18 protein-coding genes are annotated in these 14,890 nt (G+C 33.2%); 10 read left to right on the top strand and 8 right to left on the bottom strand.

Annotated elements, in window-relative coordinates:
- Positions 1–149 precede the first annotated feature (149 nt).
- The 5 genes from dapF to CAT7_RS09395 all read left to right on the top strand — a co-directional run bounded on the left by dapF (position 150) and on the right by CAT7_RS09395 (position 5,803).
- Positions 150–1,130: a diaminopimelate epimerase gene (gene dapF, locus CAT7_RS09415; protein WP_007724875.1), complete on the top strand. Its 981-nt coding sequence runs from the start codon at positions 150–152 to the stop codon at positions 1,128–1,130.
- Positions 1,131–1,294: 164 nt separating this feature from the next.
- Positions 1,295–1,495: a cold-shock protein CspD gene (gene cspD / locus CAT7_RS09410; RefSeq protein ID WP_007724873.1), complete on the top strand. Its 201-nt coding sequence runs from the start codon at positions 1,295–1,297 to the stop codon at positions 1,493–1,495.
- A gap of 277 nt (positions 1,496–1,772) precedes the next feature.
- Positions 1,773–2,195 (top strand): MarR family winged helix-turn-helix transcriptional regulator, encoded by a 423-nt coding sequence (locus CAT7_RS09405; protein WP_007724870.1) that lies wholly within the window; start codon positions 1,773–1,775, stop codon positions 2,193–2,195.
- A 31-nt stretch (positions 2,196–2,226) separates the two neighbouring features.
- Positions 2,227–4,005, top strand: a complete 1,779-nt coding sequence (locus CAT7_RS09400; RefSeq protein ID WP_007724867.1) for an ABC transporter ATP-binding protein — start codon at positions 2,227–2,229, stop codon at positions 4,003–4,005.
- 31 nt (positions 4,006–4,036) lie between these two features.
- Complete coding sequence (locus CAT7_RS09395; protein WP_035019594.1) at positions 4,037–5,803, top strand: ABC transporter ATP-binding protein; 1,767 nt, start codon at positions 4,037–4,039, stop codon at positions 5,801–5,803.
- A 301-nt stretch (positions 5,804–6,104) separates the two neighbouring features.
- Here CAT7_RS09395 and CAT7_RS09390 read toward each other — a convergent pair whose 3' ends face one another.
- The 3 genes from CAT7_RS09390 to CAT7_RS09380 all read right to left on the bottom strand — a co-directional run bounded on the left by CAT7_RS09390 (position 6,105) and on the right by CAT7_RS09380 (position 8,462).
- Complete coding sequence (locus tag CAT7_RS09390) at positions 6,105–6,353, bottom strand: GlsB/YeaQ/YmgE family stress response membrane protein (RefSeq protein WP_007724863.1); 249 nt, start codon at positions 6,351–6,353, stop codon at positions 6,105–6,107.
- Between the two features lie 164 nt (positions 6,354–6,517).
- A complete protein-coding gene (locus CAT7_RS09385) occupies positions 6,518–7,738 on the bottom strand; it encodes a toxic anion resistance protein (RefSeq protein ID WP_007724861.1) in 1,221 nt (406 codons plus the stop codon).
- Positions 7,739–7,757: 19 nt separating this feature from the next.
- Positions 7,758–8,462: a 5-bromo-4-chloroindolyl phosphate hydrolysis family protein gene (locus CAT7_RS09380; RefSeq protein WP_007724860.1), complete on the bottom strand. Its 705-nt coding sequence runs from the start codon at positions 8,460–8,462 to the stop codon at positions 7,758–7,760.
- A 274-nt stretch (positions 8,463–8,736) separates the two neighbouring features.
- Between CAT7_RS09380 and CAT7_RS09375 the strand changes: the two genes are divergently transcribed.
- Genes CAT7_RS09375 through CAT7_RS09365 form a run of 3 tightly spaced genes read left to right on the top strand, consistent with a single transcriptional unit; the run spans position 8,737 to position 10,271 of the window.
- On the top strand, positions 8,737–9,288 hold the full coding sequence (locus tag CAT7_RS09375; protein WP_007724858.1) for an NUDIX hydrolase: 552 nt from the start codon (positions 8,737–8,739) through the stop codon (positions 9,286–9,288).
- Positions 9,289–9,307: 19 nt separating this feature from the next.
- A complete protein-coding gene (gene macP, locus CAT7_RS09370) occupies positions 9,308–9,559 on the top strand; it encodes a cell wall synthase accessory phosphoprotein MacP (protein WP_007724856.1) in 252 nt (83 codons plus the stop codon).
- A 19-nt stretch (positions 9,560–9,578) separates the two neighbouring features.
- Positions 9,579–10,271, top strand: a complete 693-nt coding sequence (locus CAT7_RS09365) for a 5'-methylthioadenosine/adenosylhomocysteine nucleosidase (protein WP_007724855.1) — start codon at positions 9,579–9,581, stop codon at positions 10,269–10,271.
- 63 nt (positions 10,272–10,334) lie between these two features.
- Here the strand turns inward: CAT7_RS09365 and CAT7_RS09360 are convergent, their stop codons facing one another.
- A complete protein-coding gene (locus tag CAT7_RS09360; RefSeq protein ID WP_007724852.1) occupies positions 10,335–10,817 on the bottom strand; it encodes a GNAT family N-acetyltransferase in 483 nt (160 codons plus the stop codon).
- 218 nt (positions 10,818–11,035) lie between these two features.
- On the opposite strand from CAT7_RS09360, the gene CAT7_RS09355 reads away from it, so the two are divergent.
- Positions 11,036–11,599 carry a GNAT family N-acetyltransferase gene (locus CAT7_RS09355; protein WP_007724850.1) on the top strand — a complete coding sequence of 188 codons (564 nt, stop codon included), beginning with the start codon at positions 11,036–11,038 and terminating at the stop codon, positions 11,597–11,599.
- Between the two features lie 26 nt (positions 11,600–11,625).
- Here CAT7_RS09355 and CAT7_RS09350 read toward each other — a convergent pair whose 3' ends face one another.
- Complete coding sequence (locus tag CAT7_RS09350) at positions 11,626–12,066, bottom strand: YueI family protein (RefSeq protein WP_007724849.1); 441 nt, start codon at positions 12,064–12,066, stop codon at positions 11,626–11,628.
- 309 nt (positions 12,067–12,375) lie between these two features.
- Here CAT7_RS09350 and CAT7_RS09345 point away from each other — a divergent pair, with 309 nt between their 5' ends.
- On the top strand, positions 12,376–13,020 hold the full coding sequence (locus tag CAT7_RS09345) for a YktB family protein (protein ID WP_007724845.1): 645 nt from the start codon (positions 12,376–12,378) through the stop codon (positions 13,018–13,020).
- Between the two features lie 63 nt (positions 13,021–13,083).
- Here CAT7_RS09345 and CAT7_RS09340 read toward each other — a convergent pair whose 3' ends face one another.
- The 3 genes from CAT7_RS09340 to rpsD all read right to left on the bottom strand — a co-directional run bounded on the left by CAT7_RS09340 (position 13,084) and on the right by rpsD (position 14,823).
- Positions 13,084–13,548: an S-ribosylhomocysteine lyase gene (locus CAT7_RS09340; protein ID WP_007724844.1), complete on the bottom strand. Its 465-nt coding sequence runs from the start codon at positions 13,546–13,548 to the stop codon at positions 13,084–13,086.
- A 123-nt stretch (positions 13,549–13,671) separates the two neighbouring features.
- A complete protein-coding gene (locus CAT7_RS12330; RefSeq protein WP_007724842.1) occupies positions 13,672–13,842 on the bottom strand; it encodes a hypothetical protein in 171 nt (56 codons plus the stop codon).
- A gap of 375 nt (positions 13,843–14,217) precedes the next feature.
- A complete protein-coding gene (gene rpsD / locus CAT7_RS09335) occupies positions 14,218–14,823 on the bottom strand; it encodes a 30S ribosomal protein S4 (protein ID WP_007724840.1) in 606 nt (201 codons plus the stop codon).
- Positions 14,824–14,890 lie beyond the last annotated feature (67 nt).

Raw genomic sequence — 14,890 nt, 5'->3', positions numbered from 1 at the left:
AGAACACTTTCCAGAAGCATTAGTTCCAGAAGCAGAATAAAGTTTAGATAAAAATGTGCATTCAAGAGATTATGCTTGAATGCACATTTTTTATTGTATTTTAAAATCAGGATAGGTAAAATAAGAAAAAAAGCAGGAGGTTCGGTTAAATGGAATTAGAATTAATCAAGGTACACGGATCAGAAAATGAATTTTTTATTTTGGATGAAACAGTATTAGAAAGAACACTGACCGAAGCAGAATTGGTTTCTCTAACTAAGATTATCACGGATCGCGGTAACGGGCTTTTAAATGGAGCAGACGGTGTTTTATTAGTCGGGAATGCAAAGCATAAAACAACTGGTGAAAGTATGAGAGTCATCAATTATGACGGCAGTGAAGCCAGTATGTGTGGCAATGGATTAAGAACGGTTGCTCGTTACCTTTCTGAAAAACACAATCAAGACGAGTTATTAATTGAGACGATGCATGCTGATCTCCATGTAAAAAAAGCAGAAGAATTAGGAAAAGATGTTCAAACTTTTCAAGTAGAGATTTCTCCTGTTTCTTTTAACGTAGCTAAATTGCCCTTTAATTGGAAAGATGAAACATTTATTGATCAAGAATTACCTGAATTAGCACCAGGATTACATTTTTCAACTGTAGCAGTACCCAATCCTCATTTGATTAGTTTCGTTGACCATAAAACAATAAAAAGCTCATTGCTTAAAGAACTGGCCACTTATTTAAATGGAGCAAATCCTTATTTTCCTGACGGAGTAAATGTTAGTTTCGTTGAAGAACTAGGCAATCAAAAAATATTTGTTCGCACATTTGAAAGAGGAGTAGGATTTACAAATGCTTGTGGTACGGCAATGGCCGCTAGCAGTCTAATGTATGTATTGTTAAAAGATGGTAGATTAGAAGAAAAAATTCAAGTAACTAATCCCGGTGGTATGGTGCAAACAATCGTTCATCAGAAAGAGAATGGAAATTATTGGATGGATCTGATTGGTAATGCAACATTTCTTAGCAAAGTTATTATTTCTTTAGAAGATATTCTAAACCATCAGTTAACTAATGGTGAAGTCATCTTGCTGAATGAAGATAAAACTTACCGTGAGTTTATTGAAGGTCTTTCAACCATTTAAAAAAGTGAATCATTTTCAATAAAGGCTCTATTAAAGTAAAGTAACCCCTTGCAAAATGAAAAAACCTGAGTTATAATAAACCTGTAATCGATTTCATTACTTTGAGAAATAAGTAGTCAAAAAAGAATCAATTGCAAAATGAATAATCGGAGGTACAGTGAATTATGGAAAAAGGAACGGTAAAATGGTTTAATGCAGAAAAAGGTTTTGGCTTTATTGAAGTTGAAGGTGGAGACGACATCTTTGTACATTTCAGTGCAATTACAGGAGACGGCTTTAAATCATTAGAAGAAGGCCAAGCTGTTGAATTTGAAATTGTTGAAGGAAACCGCGGAGCTCAAGCTGCAAACGTTGTAAAACTATAATTTCAACTCAAACAAGTAAATAATTTCATGATAACCATGAGAAATAACTAATAGAGCTACATTTAAGTACCAGCAGACCGAAAAATCTGTTGGTACTTTTTGCGCTCTATTTTATTTTTTAAAATGTTGATGTTTCTATTGACTAAAAGTTAGTATCGAGTTATTATTGTTAGCGTGCTAACAATAGTTCGTTTATTGAGCTTCTATTAAGATAATGCTAAAGATTGAGGTGAGAAAAATTTTTTTTGATGAAGAAAGCGATAAAAAGGAAATTGGAATGGAAATACGTAAATTAATGAATTTCATACAGAGAAATGTCAAGTCCAGTAATATTGAAGATAAAAGATTGTCTATGACTAAAATGCATGGAATGATTATTGGATTTTTAAATACTTCTAAGCACAAAGATGTATTTCAAAAGGACATTGAAAAAGCTTTTTCAATGCGTCGGTCTACGACTTCAAAAATGCTGAAAAATATGGAAGAAAAAGGATTAATTGAACGGATTTCCAGTGAACAAGATGCACGAATGAAAAAATTGCAATTATCAGAAAAAGGCCAAAGTCTTGTCGAAGAAGTGAGTAGAGAATACCAAAGAATTGAAAATTTACTGACTGAAGGGTTATCGGAAAAAGAGCTTGAACAGTTTTTTACGGTAATTTACAAAATGCAACAAAATATGTTGAAAGACATCGAGTAAGATTTATTTTAAGGGATGAAGGAGAACGACTATGCTGAAAATATTAAAGTATTTAAAACGAAAAGAATGGCTAATGATTTTATGTAGTGTTATTTTTATCGTTACTCAAGTTTATTTAGATTTAGAATTACCAGAATACATGTCTAAAATCACTCAACTTATCCAAATTCCAGGATCAGAAATGAATGACATTTTTAAAAATGGTGGATATATGATGTTGTGTGCCTTAGGTAGTTTAGTAGCCTCTTTCGTAACAGTGTTTTTTGTTTCAAAAGTAGCAGCCGGACTATCACGTACACTAAGAAAAGAAGTATTTACAAAAGTAGAAGGATTTTCCATGGAAGAAATCAATCATTTTTCTACGGCAAGTTTGATTACTCGTTCTTCAAATGATGTAACACAAATACAAATGGCTATGTCATTAGGATTACAAGTATTAATCAAAGCACCAATCATGGCTATTTGGGCCATTACAAAAATAATGGATAAATCTTGGGAATGGACTCTTGCAACAGCTGGTGCAGTAGTCGTGTTATTGCTTATCATTAGTATCGTTGTAATATTTGCTATCCCTAAATTTAAAATTATCCAAAACCTAACTGATAATTTAAATCGTGTGACACGCGAAAACTTAACGGGATTACGTGTGATTCGTGCATACAATGCAGAAAATTTTGAAGAAGAAAAATTTGGAAAAGCCAATAATAAATTAACAAATACAAACTTATTTATTACTAGAATTATGGCAGTTATGGGACCCGGTATGACCTTAATCATGAGTGGTCTAAGCTTATCAATTTACTGGATTGGTGCTTATTTGATTAATGATGTTCAACTAGTCAACCAGACAAGTGCTTTAGAACGTATTACTCTATTTAGTGATATGGTCGTATTTTCTTCATATGCTGTTCAAGTTGTTCTGTCATTTATGATGTTAACAGTGGTGTTTATTATTCTACCACGTGCATCTGTATCAGCTGGACGTATCATTGAAGTGTTGAATACAAAAGCAACTATCAAAGATGGAACGTTAACAAAAACTGCTAGTAATCAAAAAGGGAATATTGTTTTTGATAATGTGACATTCCAATACCCAGATGCTAGTGAAGCTATCTTAAAAAATATTTCTTTCACAGCAAATAAAGGTGAAACAGTTGCTTTTATTGGTTCTACAGGTAGTGGGAAAAGTACACTTGTTAACTTGGTTCCTCGTTTCTTTGATGTAACAAGTGGAGCAATCAAAATTAATGGTCACGATATCAGAGAATATACGCAAAAATATTTGCATTCTTTAGTTGGTTTTGTGCCGCAAAAAGCCTTCTTATTTAGTGGAACAGTTCGTTCAAATGTGAGTTATGGAGACGCTGGTCATGAAGTTACAGAAAACGACATGAAAAAAGCTATTGAAATTGCTCAAAGTACTGATTTCGTTGAAAAAATGGAAGATGGATATGATGCTTCTATCGCTCAATCAGGTAGCAATGTATCTGGTGGACAACGTCAACGTTTAGCTATTTCACGTGCTATTTCACGCAAACCAGAAATCTTAGTGTTTGATGATTCATTTTCAGCATTAGATTACAAAACTGACCGTGTTTTACGCGCCGCACTAAACACAGAGTTAGCAGATACAACAAAATTAATTGTTGCTCAACGTATTGGTACTATTCGTGATGCAGATAAGATTATTGTTTTAGAAGAAGGAAAAATTGTTGGAATTGGTACACATCAAGAATTGATGCAAACGTGTGAAGTCTATCAAGACATCGCTTATTCTCAACTTTCTAAGGAGGAATTAGCAGGTGAGTAAAAAAAATAAAAACATTCCAGAAAATGGTCCAATGTCAAGTAGAAAACCGGATAATTTTAAAGAATCTATTGGTAAGTTAGTAAATTACTGTAAATCTTATATGATTTATATAATAATAGCATTTGTATTTGCTATTATCGGTACCGTATTTAATTTAATAGGTCCTGATCGTCTTAGTGAAATTACGGATGTGATCACTGAAGGTATTACAGGGGAAATTGATTTAGAAAGAATTAAAAGTATTGCATTATTATTAGTGACATTATACGTTCTTGGAGTTATTCTGTCTTATTTCCAAGGGTTTATTATGGCAACGGTCACTCAAAATGTAACGAAGAAATTACGTACAGATATTTCGTCAAAAATCAATCGGTTGCCTTTACGCTACTTTGACAGTAACAATCATGGTGATATTTTAAGCCGTGTTACAAATGATGTCGATACAATTGGCCAAACATTAAACCAAAGTTTGGGTCAATTAGTGACAGCTATTAGTTTGTTTACAGGTTCGTTGATTATGATGTTTTATACAAATGTACCGATGGCTATTGCGGCTATTTTGTCAACTATTCTAGGTTTTTCATTAATGATTATGATTATTAAACAATCTCAAAAATACTTTAGACAACAACAAAAGAGTTTAGGGGAATTAAATGGTCATGTAGAAGAAATCTATACGGGGCATAATATTGTAAAATCATTTAATGGTGAAGAAGCAGCTATTAAAGAATTTAATGTCATCAATGACACTTTATTCGATAGCGCATGGAAATCGCAATATATTTCTGGTCTAATGATGCCTTTAATGAATTTCATTGGGAACTTTGGATACGTCGTTGTGTGTGTAGTAGGAGCTTATTTAGCGTTTAATGATCAAATTACTTTTGGTGTGATTGTTGCCTTTATGATGTATATCCGTTTCTTTACACAACCTCTTTCTCAAATTGCGCAAGCTTTTACAAGTTTACAATCGGCAGCAGCAGCTAGTGAACGTGTTTTCAACTTCTTAGAAGAAGAAGAATTAGAAGTTGAAACAGGAAAACCAACTTCATTAGGTACGGTCAAAGGAAATGTGACATTTGATCATGTTAAGTTTGGTTACAATCCTGATCGCTTAATCATCAATGATTTTTCTCTAGAAGCTAAAGCCGGTCAAAAAATTGCAATTGTAGGTCCTACAGGCGCAGGTAAAACAACATTAGTAAACTTATTGATGCGTTTTTATGAAGTGAATAGTGGAGAAATCTACATTGATGGAACACCCATCTCTAGTGTGACACGTGAAGCTTTGCATGAACAATTCTGTATGGTATTACAAGATACTTGGTTGTTTGAAGGAACAGTGAGAGAAAATATCGTCTACAGCAAACAAGGAGTAACCGATGAAGCAGTTGTCAATGCTTGTAAAGCAGTTGGTGTTCATCACTTTATTCAAACATTGCCACACGGTTACGATACGATTCTAGATGATACAACAAGTTTATCAGCTGGTCAAAAACAATTAATGACAATTGCTCGTGCTATGGTAGCAGATGCACCATTATTGATTTTGGATGAAGCAACAAGCTCAGTGGATACGCGTACTGAAATTATTATTCAAAATGCAATGGATCACTTGATGAATGGAAGAACATCATTTGTGATTGCTCATCGTCTATCTACAATTAAAAATGCAGATTTAATTATTGTGATGAAAGACGGAGATGTAGTAGAAAGTGGAAACCATGAAGTTTTATTGGAACAAAATGGTTTTTATGCTGATCTTTATAATAGTCAATTTGATCAAGAAGAAGAATAAAATAAAAGGATTTATATTTTTTAGTGTTGATAGATGAATTCAGTTCATGCTTAATACTTCTGGAGGAATAGGATTGCTTGTAGCCTTGTAAAGTATTCAATGCGAATGACACAGCCTTAACGCTTTAGCGATTAAGCTGTGTTTGAGGCTTAAGACGGTACCAGGGCTCTTACAAGCAAATCCGTCTATTCCGAAAGAATTTTTAGAAGCAGCCACACTATTTGACGAAGAGCCAAACAAAAAAACCGTTCAAGAAATTTCTTGAACGGCTTTTTTTGTTTCTTTATTAAATTAGTTATTTTTAACCTTTACGTCTTCCAACGATAAGAGAAAAAATGAAAATTAAAATAATAGCTCCAATTAATGCTGGAATAATCGCAAACCCACCAATAATTGGGCCAAAGTCGCTTAATAATGAACTACCGATCCATGAACCGATAAATCCAACGATAATGTTACCGATGATACCTCCTGGCACATCTTTACCAACTATCATACCTGCGATAGCTCCTAAAATTCCACCTACAATTAATGACCAAATAAATCCCATGATCTTGTCCTCCTTCAAAAAAATGTTTTTCTTTACTACACTTATTAGTATAGTCACATTCTGTTCACATATCAAATGATATGCACTTCATGAAAAAAATAACTAAAAAAAGCAATTGAAATAAAAAGCAATAGCCAATGCTTTTTATTTCAATTGCTTAGTTGTTAGCTTTTATCTGTGGTAAGTTCCAATAACTTATCACGTAAAGAAGTTTCCATAACAGATAGTTCACGTTCTGCTTCTTTTCGTTTAACACGGCCATCTTGTTGGATTTGTAGTGTTTCTTGTAAAGTCTCAATTAAATCATTTTGTGTTTGTTGCAACGTTTCGATATCAATGATGCCACGTTCGTTTTCTTTTGCTGTTTCAATAGAAGAAATTTTCAACATTTCAGAATTCTTTTTCATCAGATCGTTCGTGGTTTCAGATACTTGCCGTTGAGCAGTGACAGCATCTTTTTGGCGAAGCAGAGTAAGAGCAATCGCAATTTGATTTTTCCATAATGGAATCGCCATATTGATTGAAGATTGAATTTTTTCTGCTAGAGCTTGATTGGTATTTTGAATCAAACGAATTTGAGGAGCTTGTTGAATTGTCATTTGACGCGCTAGCTTCAAGTCATGCGTCCGTTTTTCTAAGCGATCTAAAAATTGATTCAAATCATTTACTGTTTGTACGTCCATTTGATTGGTACTTGTCTCAGCCTTTTTAACCGCTTCTGGAATAAGGGTGTTGAGCAACTCGTCAATTTTCAATTCTCCAGCAGCGATGTAAATATTTAAGGCATCAAAATAATCTTTGTTCTTCGTATACAGTTGCTCTAACATTAAATTATCGTTTAATAAGCCCGCTTTTTCTTTGTCTAGTTTGACAGAAATTTTATCGATTTGAGCACCGATTTTTTGGTATTTAGCGGTCATTTCATAAATCGATTTTTTTACACGACCAAAGATTTTTTTGAAGACATTGCTATCCTCAGCTCGTAAATCTTCTGGATTAGCTTCATTCAAGCGATACATTAAATCATTTAAGGTGTCCCCAATTTCTCCTGTATCTTGGTTCTGAACGTGATTTAACATAGAATGCGAAAATTCTCCAAGTTTTTGTTGAGCAGCAGAACCATACATCATGACAGATTGAGCATTTGTTACATCTATTTGTTCAGCTAAAGATCTAGCCTGTTCTTGTCGTTCCTTTGGTAAGCTATCAATCAAGCGTGGTTCTTGCTCTGTTTGAATCATTTCTTTTTCAATTTGTGCTTGTTTTTGCAATACAGGAGCATTTGCCGAAGCATCTCCGAACGGATTAGCTAATAAGCTTTCTAATTCAGAGTCGACTTCTTTAACTGTAGCAGGTTGTTTAATTGCATCATTTTCTGTACTCATCTTACCATCTCCTTAAAGATTATAATTCTTCTGATTCAATTGAATGTGCATGTCCATTATCGCGTTCAATAGCCTTCTTTGCAAGTTCTACCTCTATGGCCATATCTTCAAAATCATCAGATTTAAAAAGAACATAATCTTCGGCAATTAATTGGCACATTTCATCAATCGTAGTGGCACTTTCGTCAAGAATATCAAAGGTCGATTTATTTTTCACTTCATGTTGGCTGATTTCCAAATATTTATCTGTTAAATCGGTTAAAGAAGGAAGATGGACATATAAAAATTTATCGACTTCATGTAAACGATTTGGTTCTGCGGTGATGCCTTTAAATAAAGATTTAGCTAATTGAATAGTGTTGTTGCGTTTTTCAATTGCTTCTAGTTTAGAAACACTGTTTAAGTTTTTTTCTAAGCGCAATAATTTTAATTTAGCTGTATGCATTGTTTCTCTAAAAAATTGAATTTCTTCTTTAGACATGCCTTTAGCTTTATAAAAAGCTTCTTTTTCGGGAGATAGCCGTTTTAGTTTTTTAGAAGGATCAGAATTTTCATTTAAAGATTGTTTATAAATAAAGAATGCGCCTATAGCTATACTGATAATCAGGGACAAGAACAAATTGAAATCGAAAAGAACGTAAATGACAACAAAAATTAAAATAGTTGTTACACTTGTTAAGGTGTAGTAAATGATGTCTCCTATATTTTTCATGTTTTTTTTCATACTATTCACTCCATTAATTTATTTTTTGAAATAATTTTTAAGTTTATTTTCCTTAAGCTTATTTTAGCATAAATGTTTATAAAACTACTATCAGACCTAAGGACGATTTCTTGCTACAACTAATGAAGTGGAGTTACTGATAGAGGTGTGCTAAATTTCTTACAAAAGTTTATGATGCGACTAATAGCAGTTGTTGAAATAAGACTTAATTGAAAAAAAAGAAAATGAAAGGTATGATAAGACAAAAGAACAAATGATATAAGGAGGGACTTCAATGGAGTTCGAAGAAAAAACACTTTCTAGCAAGACGATTTATAATGGGAATCTAGTTGATTTTGTAGTAGATACTGTTCAATTGCCCAATGGAGGAACTTCCACTAGAGAATTAATCAAACATCCTGGTGCAGTAGCTATTATGGCAATCACAGCAGATGATAAAATGATTTTTGTTAAACAATACCGAAAGGCCGTTGAACAAGTCTTACTAGAAATACCTGCTGGTAAAATTGATCTCACAGATGAAAATCCAATCGAAACGGGAAGAAGAGAACTTGAAGAAGAAACAGGATATCAAGCTAAAACGTTTGAATTAGAAACATCTTTTTATACTTCCCCTGGTTTTGCTAATGAATTAATTTATATTTACACAGCTCGTGAATTAACAAAAGTTGAAGAGCCTCTTGCTCAAGATGAAGATGAGTTTATTGAACTAGTTTACTTAACTTTTGATGAAGCTTGGGAAGCCTACGAAAAACACTTGATTTACGATGCTAAAACAGTATATGCTCTTCTTGCTTGGAAATTAAAATTAGCAACAATGAAATAGAAAGGATGATTTTTGTCAGATGGATCCAAAAACGAGAGCAGAAATCAAAAAAGAAAATCAATTGAAAGAACTAGAAAAAAAGAAAAGAGACAAAGAACGAGAACGAGTCGAGCGTGACTATCAGAAACAATTAGAAAAAGAAGGTATTGTTACAAAGAGTCGTAAAAGTGAAAATGATAAGATTCGTGATAGAGGACGTAAATTAAACAAAATTATTCTGGTTGTAGCAATACTGCTGGTTATCGTTTTGGCAATTGTATTTATTTTTTAAACTAGAAAGGAATTGACTGATGAAAATTGGAATTATTGGCGCCATGCAAGAGGAAATAACGGTACTTAAAAATAGCATGAGAGATAAACGCGAGTGGGTAGAGGCAAATGCTTCATTCACGTCTGGAAAAATTGAGCAGATAGAGGTGGTTTTAGTTCAATCCGGTATAGGCAAGGTCAATTCAGCAATTGCTGCAACCCTCTTATTAGCGAGACATGAAGTTGATGTTATTATTAATACTGGATCTGCTGGAGGAATCGGGGAAGGTCTAGCTGTAGGAGATGTCGTAATCTCAACTGAACTTGCTTACCACGATGTTGATGCAACTGTTTTTAACTATGTCATTGGACAAGTTCCACAGATGCCAGCTCGTTATCAAGCAGACAATTTTCTTGTAGAACAAACAAAAGAAGCGGCTGTAAAAGTTGGTTTGAAAACAGTACAAGGATTAATTGTTACGAGTGATTCTTTTGTTGCGGATAAAAAAGTTGTTCAAAAAATTAAACACCATTTTCCAGATGCGCTAGCTTCTGAAATGGAAGGTGCAGCAATAGCTCAAGTTTGTTACCAGTTCAAAAAACCTTTTGTAATCGTAAGAGCTATGTCTGATGTAGCAGATGAAGAAGCAGGGATGAGCTTTGACGAATTCATTATTGAAGCAGGTAAAAAATCTGGTCAAATGGTCTTAGAGTTACTAAAAAATTTAGCTTAATAAAAAAGGAAGAAACACAGGATTTTTCATCTGTGATTCTTCCTTTTTTGATTAAGCAACGGATTAATCGTTAGCGAGTTGTTTATAGGCGATTTCAGTGTATACTTCATAACCAAATTGAGAGTAGACATTTTTTGCAATTTCATTTTGAGACCAATAGTGAAGTTCTACTTGTTTAATAGCTCTTTCTTTTGCAAAGGTATCGGCAAAAGCCAAAAGTTCTTTGCTTAAACCTTTGCCTTGATAGGCCGGCATAATTAAGACATGGTGTACATATAGTCGGGTATATCCATAACGGTAGACAGTTTCTGGTAGGGCTTCTTCTTCTAGCCAAAGATAAGCTGCAATTTGCTCAGTTTCTTGTTGGTCATCAATCCAAAGAAAAACTTGTTGTTTTGGGTTTTTAAACGTTTCTTGAAAATGATGTGAGATTTCCTCTTCGTTATAAGGTTTAAAAAAATCAGGATACAATTCTTGATGTTTGTTTTGCATAACATCGCTTAATTTAGCCATTAGTTGGGCATCTCTTGTTTCAATTATTTTCATATAAAGGCCTCGCTTAGTTTTATTTTCTAAATAAATAGACTTTACTAGTTTATCATGAGTTCAAATGAAAATAAAAAAATTCTGTTTTAATAACTAAAATAATCTTAAAAAAAATAATTTGGTTGCTATGAAAACGGAAACGTTTTAAAATAAAGTGTAAAGCACACTCATTCATTTGAGTTTATTTTTATAGTCTATTAGCAGAAAAGAGGCTTTCAATGGTGACTATTTTAGAAACAGAAAATCTATTACTGGTACCTTATCAATTGTCGTATATTGAAGCTACAATTATTGGCGATGAAAAATTAAGTGAGGTGTCTGGATTCAGTGTTGCGCAAGAATGGCCCGGTGTAGAATTTTTCTTTTATTTGCCGTATGTATTGGAAGCCGTAAAAGAAGATAGAACAAAGGAAAAATGGACTCACTTAATAGTACTTAAATCTGAAAATAAGATTATTGGAGAAGTGAGTGCACAAGGCACGCCAGAACTAACGGGTGAAGCTGAATTAGGTTATGGAATAGTAGGGCACTACTCAGGAAATGGTTATGCCACAGAAGGAGCCAGAGCTTTTTTAAGCTGGCTTGTGTCTGAAGAAATAAAAAAAATAAAAGCTAAAACTTATTTATATCACAAAAAATCCCAACATATTTTAAAAAAATTAGGATTTGTAAAAACAGGAGAAGGATACTTTACTGGTGGCGATCGTGTAGCATATTTTGAATGGAAACCAAATCATACATTACAATCCGAAAAGAGTAGACAAGACAAAAAAGCTCATTGAAAAATAATGAGCTTTTTTGTCTTGTCTTAAGAAAATAGTTTTTTGAAGAATGAAGGTTTCTGTTCTTCCTTTTCTGGAGGAGTGCTGACAGGGTATTTAATAGACACATCCACTACTTCTTCATTGACAGCAGTAGAGGAGACGTAGATTAGTCCCAGTGGGCTTCGCTGAGCTCCTTCATCAGATACAATCCGAAAAGGGCAGTCGTTCTTTTGACTTAATTTGATGTAGGGGCTTAGGAGCTTCATATCGATTTGTCCATTCAATAATAATTGTTGGTTGGGATGAAGCTGCATTTCTTTTTCCAGAGCAGCGATATAATCATCAGAAATAAGTTGTTCGGTGGTCATAGATAAGTAAACGCGTTCTCTAAGACTGCCAAAATATTTATTTCTTTCATCTGGATTCGTTTTTTTGTTGCCATAAATTCCTTTTGATAGGTAGTCTTGAGTCTCTCTGTCAGCCATTTTAAAAACCCCTTTTTAGGTTAATTTAAAATTTAGTATAGCATGAACGTGTATGAAAGAAAACTTTTTAAGGATACTCATTTTTACACAAAACTACATAAAAAATTGCTTTTTTAAATAGAATTCTATAAAATCGGCTATAGTAGTGGGAAAATATGGAACATTTATTCCATTCGAAAATAAAAAAAGTTGTTTGATCCAGATAGTAATTATGTATCAATTAGCTGGACTAAATCAACCCAATCAATGGTTGATAGAAGAAAATAAAACAACTATTGAATAACTTAGTTGTGCACTTGGAGTGAGAAAATGAAAAATTGTACGTTTACTAAAGAAGATTTTGCTGTCTTTGCAATTGAAGGACTAGAACCAAGAATGTCAGCTATTCGAAAACAAATCCAACCAAAATTCCGGATATTAGGACAAGAATTCGCAAAAGCTTTAGCTATTGAATTAAACAAAGATAGCCTGCCGGTTCATATTGCACAGCATATAAGAAGAACAAAAAATGCTCCGAAAGATACATGGATGGCAATTGGAGGAGATAGTAGAGGGTATAAAAAATACCCACATTTTCAACTAGGCATATATGAGACACATCTTTTTATTTGGCTTGCTTTTATTGATAATCCTTTACATGAGGAAAAAATGGCTCTTCAAATTATCGAAGATCCATCATTATTAGCCAAAGTGCCTGATGATTATGTTGTTTCATGGGATCATACAAAAGAGTCAGTTGTACCTGTTCGCGAAGCCAATTTATTAAATGGACTGATTCGATGGCAGACAGTTAAAAAGGGAGAATTCTTAATTGGTAGACAGATTTTAGCTAATGATCCACTTTTATTGGATCCAGAAATGACACAACGCTATATATTAGATACTTTTATGCAGTTAGTACCCTTATATAAGCAAGCTTATAGCGTATATGAAATAAAAAAAAGTACTGTTTGAAAGCAGTAAATTAAAAAGGGTTCACGCGAAGAGAATCGCGTTGAACCCTTTTTAAAAAAATTATTAAGCAAATACGATATGCCATTCATTGCGTTTTGCTAAGAAATCTTTGGCTAATTTTTGTGCGCCTTCTAAAGTGTGATGAGCTGCCCAGCCACATTGCGTTTCATTGCTTGCTGGAACTTCAGTTGCCACTAAAACATCTTCCATTGTTTTTTGTAAAACATCTAAAATTTCATCATAGTCTTCATGATTGATTACCGTTAGATAGAAACCTGTTTGGCATCCCATAGGACCAAAATCGATAATATAATCTGCATGGTTACGAATTAATTCAGCAGTTAAGTGTTCTAACGAATGAATACTCATCATATCCATATGTTCTTTGTTTGGTTGTGAAAAACGAACATCATATTTTAAAATTTTATCGCCATTTAAACCAATTTTTTTGTCTGCTAATCTAACATAAGGGGCTTTAACTTTTGTGTGATCTAAGTTAAAACTTTCTACGTTCATTTTATTTGCCATAAACTAATCACTCCTCAATTTGTAACGCTATTTAAATTCCTAGTATTTAGTGTACCATTTTTCATTAAATACTAAACCTATTTTATTTCTTAGCGCTAAATAAAAAACGCTGAATGTAAAATCTCAGCGTTCATCCTCTTTGTTGTTATTCTTTTTCTCGTTTAATTTACGAACAATAAATTCATAATGTATAAGTGCATTAAAATCATCTTGATAGTGAATAACTATTTTAGACTTATTGCTTTTTAGTTTGACAGAAGGACCAGTAACTTCTATTACTGTATTATTAGACACAACGTACACTCCTTTTTAGTGGAATAAAATTAGTAAATGGGAACGGTTAAAAATAATTGAATACAAGAAATAAATAATTGCTAGGTTATTAATTAGTAAAGTTTAACACAAAAATACACAGATTAAAATATACTTGAACTACTTTGTTTGTTTTCTCATCAAATTCATATAAATGCCCGTAAATCATCATTGGAAACGGTTGTTTTTTTGAAAACACAAGCAAATTAGTCTATTAACTAAGCGTTTTTTTTTTGAATTACACACACGATTACCCATTCAATAGTTATTATTCTTTAATCAAATTGAAAAATAAAAAAAGAACCAAAGAAATTGACTAAGCAATTTCTTTGGTTCTTTAATTTAAGCAAGATTTTATTAACGAGAGTAGTACTCAACGATGATTGTTTCATCGATCTCAGCAGATAATTCATCTCTTAATGGTAGACGGTTGTATGAACCTTCTAATTTTTCAACATCGAAAGTTACGTAGTCAGGACGGCCGAATAATGATTCAGCAGCTGATTTAATAATTTCCATGTTTTTAGATTTTTCACGAACAGAGATAACTTGTCCAACTGAAACGCTGTATGATGGAATATCAACGCGTTTGCCATCAACAAGGATATGACCGTGGTTTACTAATTGACGTGATTGACGACGAGTAGTAGCTAAACCTAAACGGTAAACAACATTATCTAAACGTTGTTCTAAAAGGATCATGAAGTTTTCCCCATGTTTGCCTTCTTTGATTTTACCAGCTTTTAAGAATAAGTTACTGAATTGACGTTCATTCATACCAAACATGTGACGCAATTTTTGTTTTTCTTGTAATTGAAGACCGTATTCTGTTAATTTTTTACGGCTGTTTGGACCATGAGGACCTGGAGCGTAAGGACGGCGTTCGATTTCTTTACCTGTGCCAGAAAGTGAAATGCCTAGACGACGAGAAACTTTCCAACTTGGACCTGTATAACGTGACATAATGTAATTCCTCCAATAAATGTTTTTTGGAGTAAAATAATAAGTTGAAGTTCAGTATTTCGTGCAG

This window comes from Carnobacterium sp. AT7, assembly GCF_000171855.1.
Lineage (GTDB): Bacteria > Bacillota > Bacilli > Lactobacillales > Carnobacteriaceae > Carnobacterium_B > Carnobacterium_B jeotgali.
This window is presented reverse-complemented; position numbering and strand designations above follow the sequence as displayed.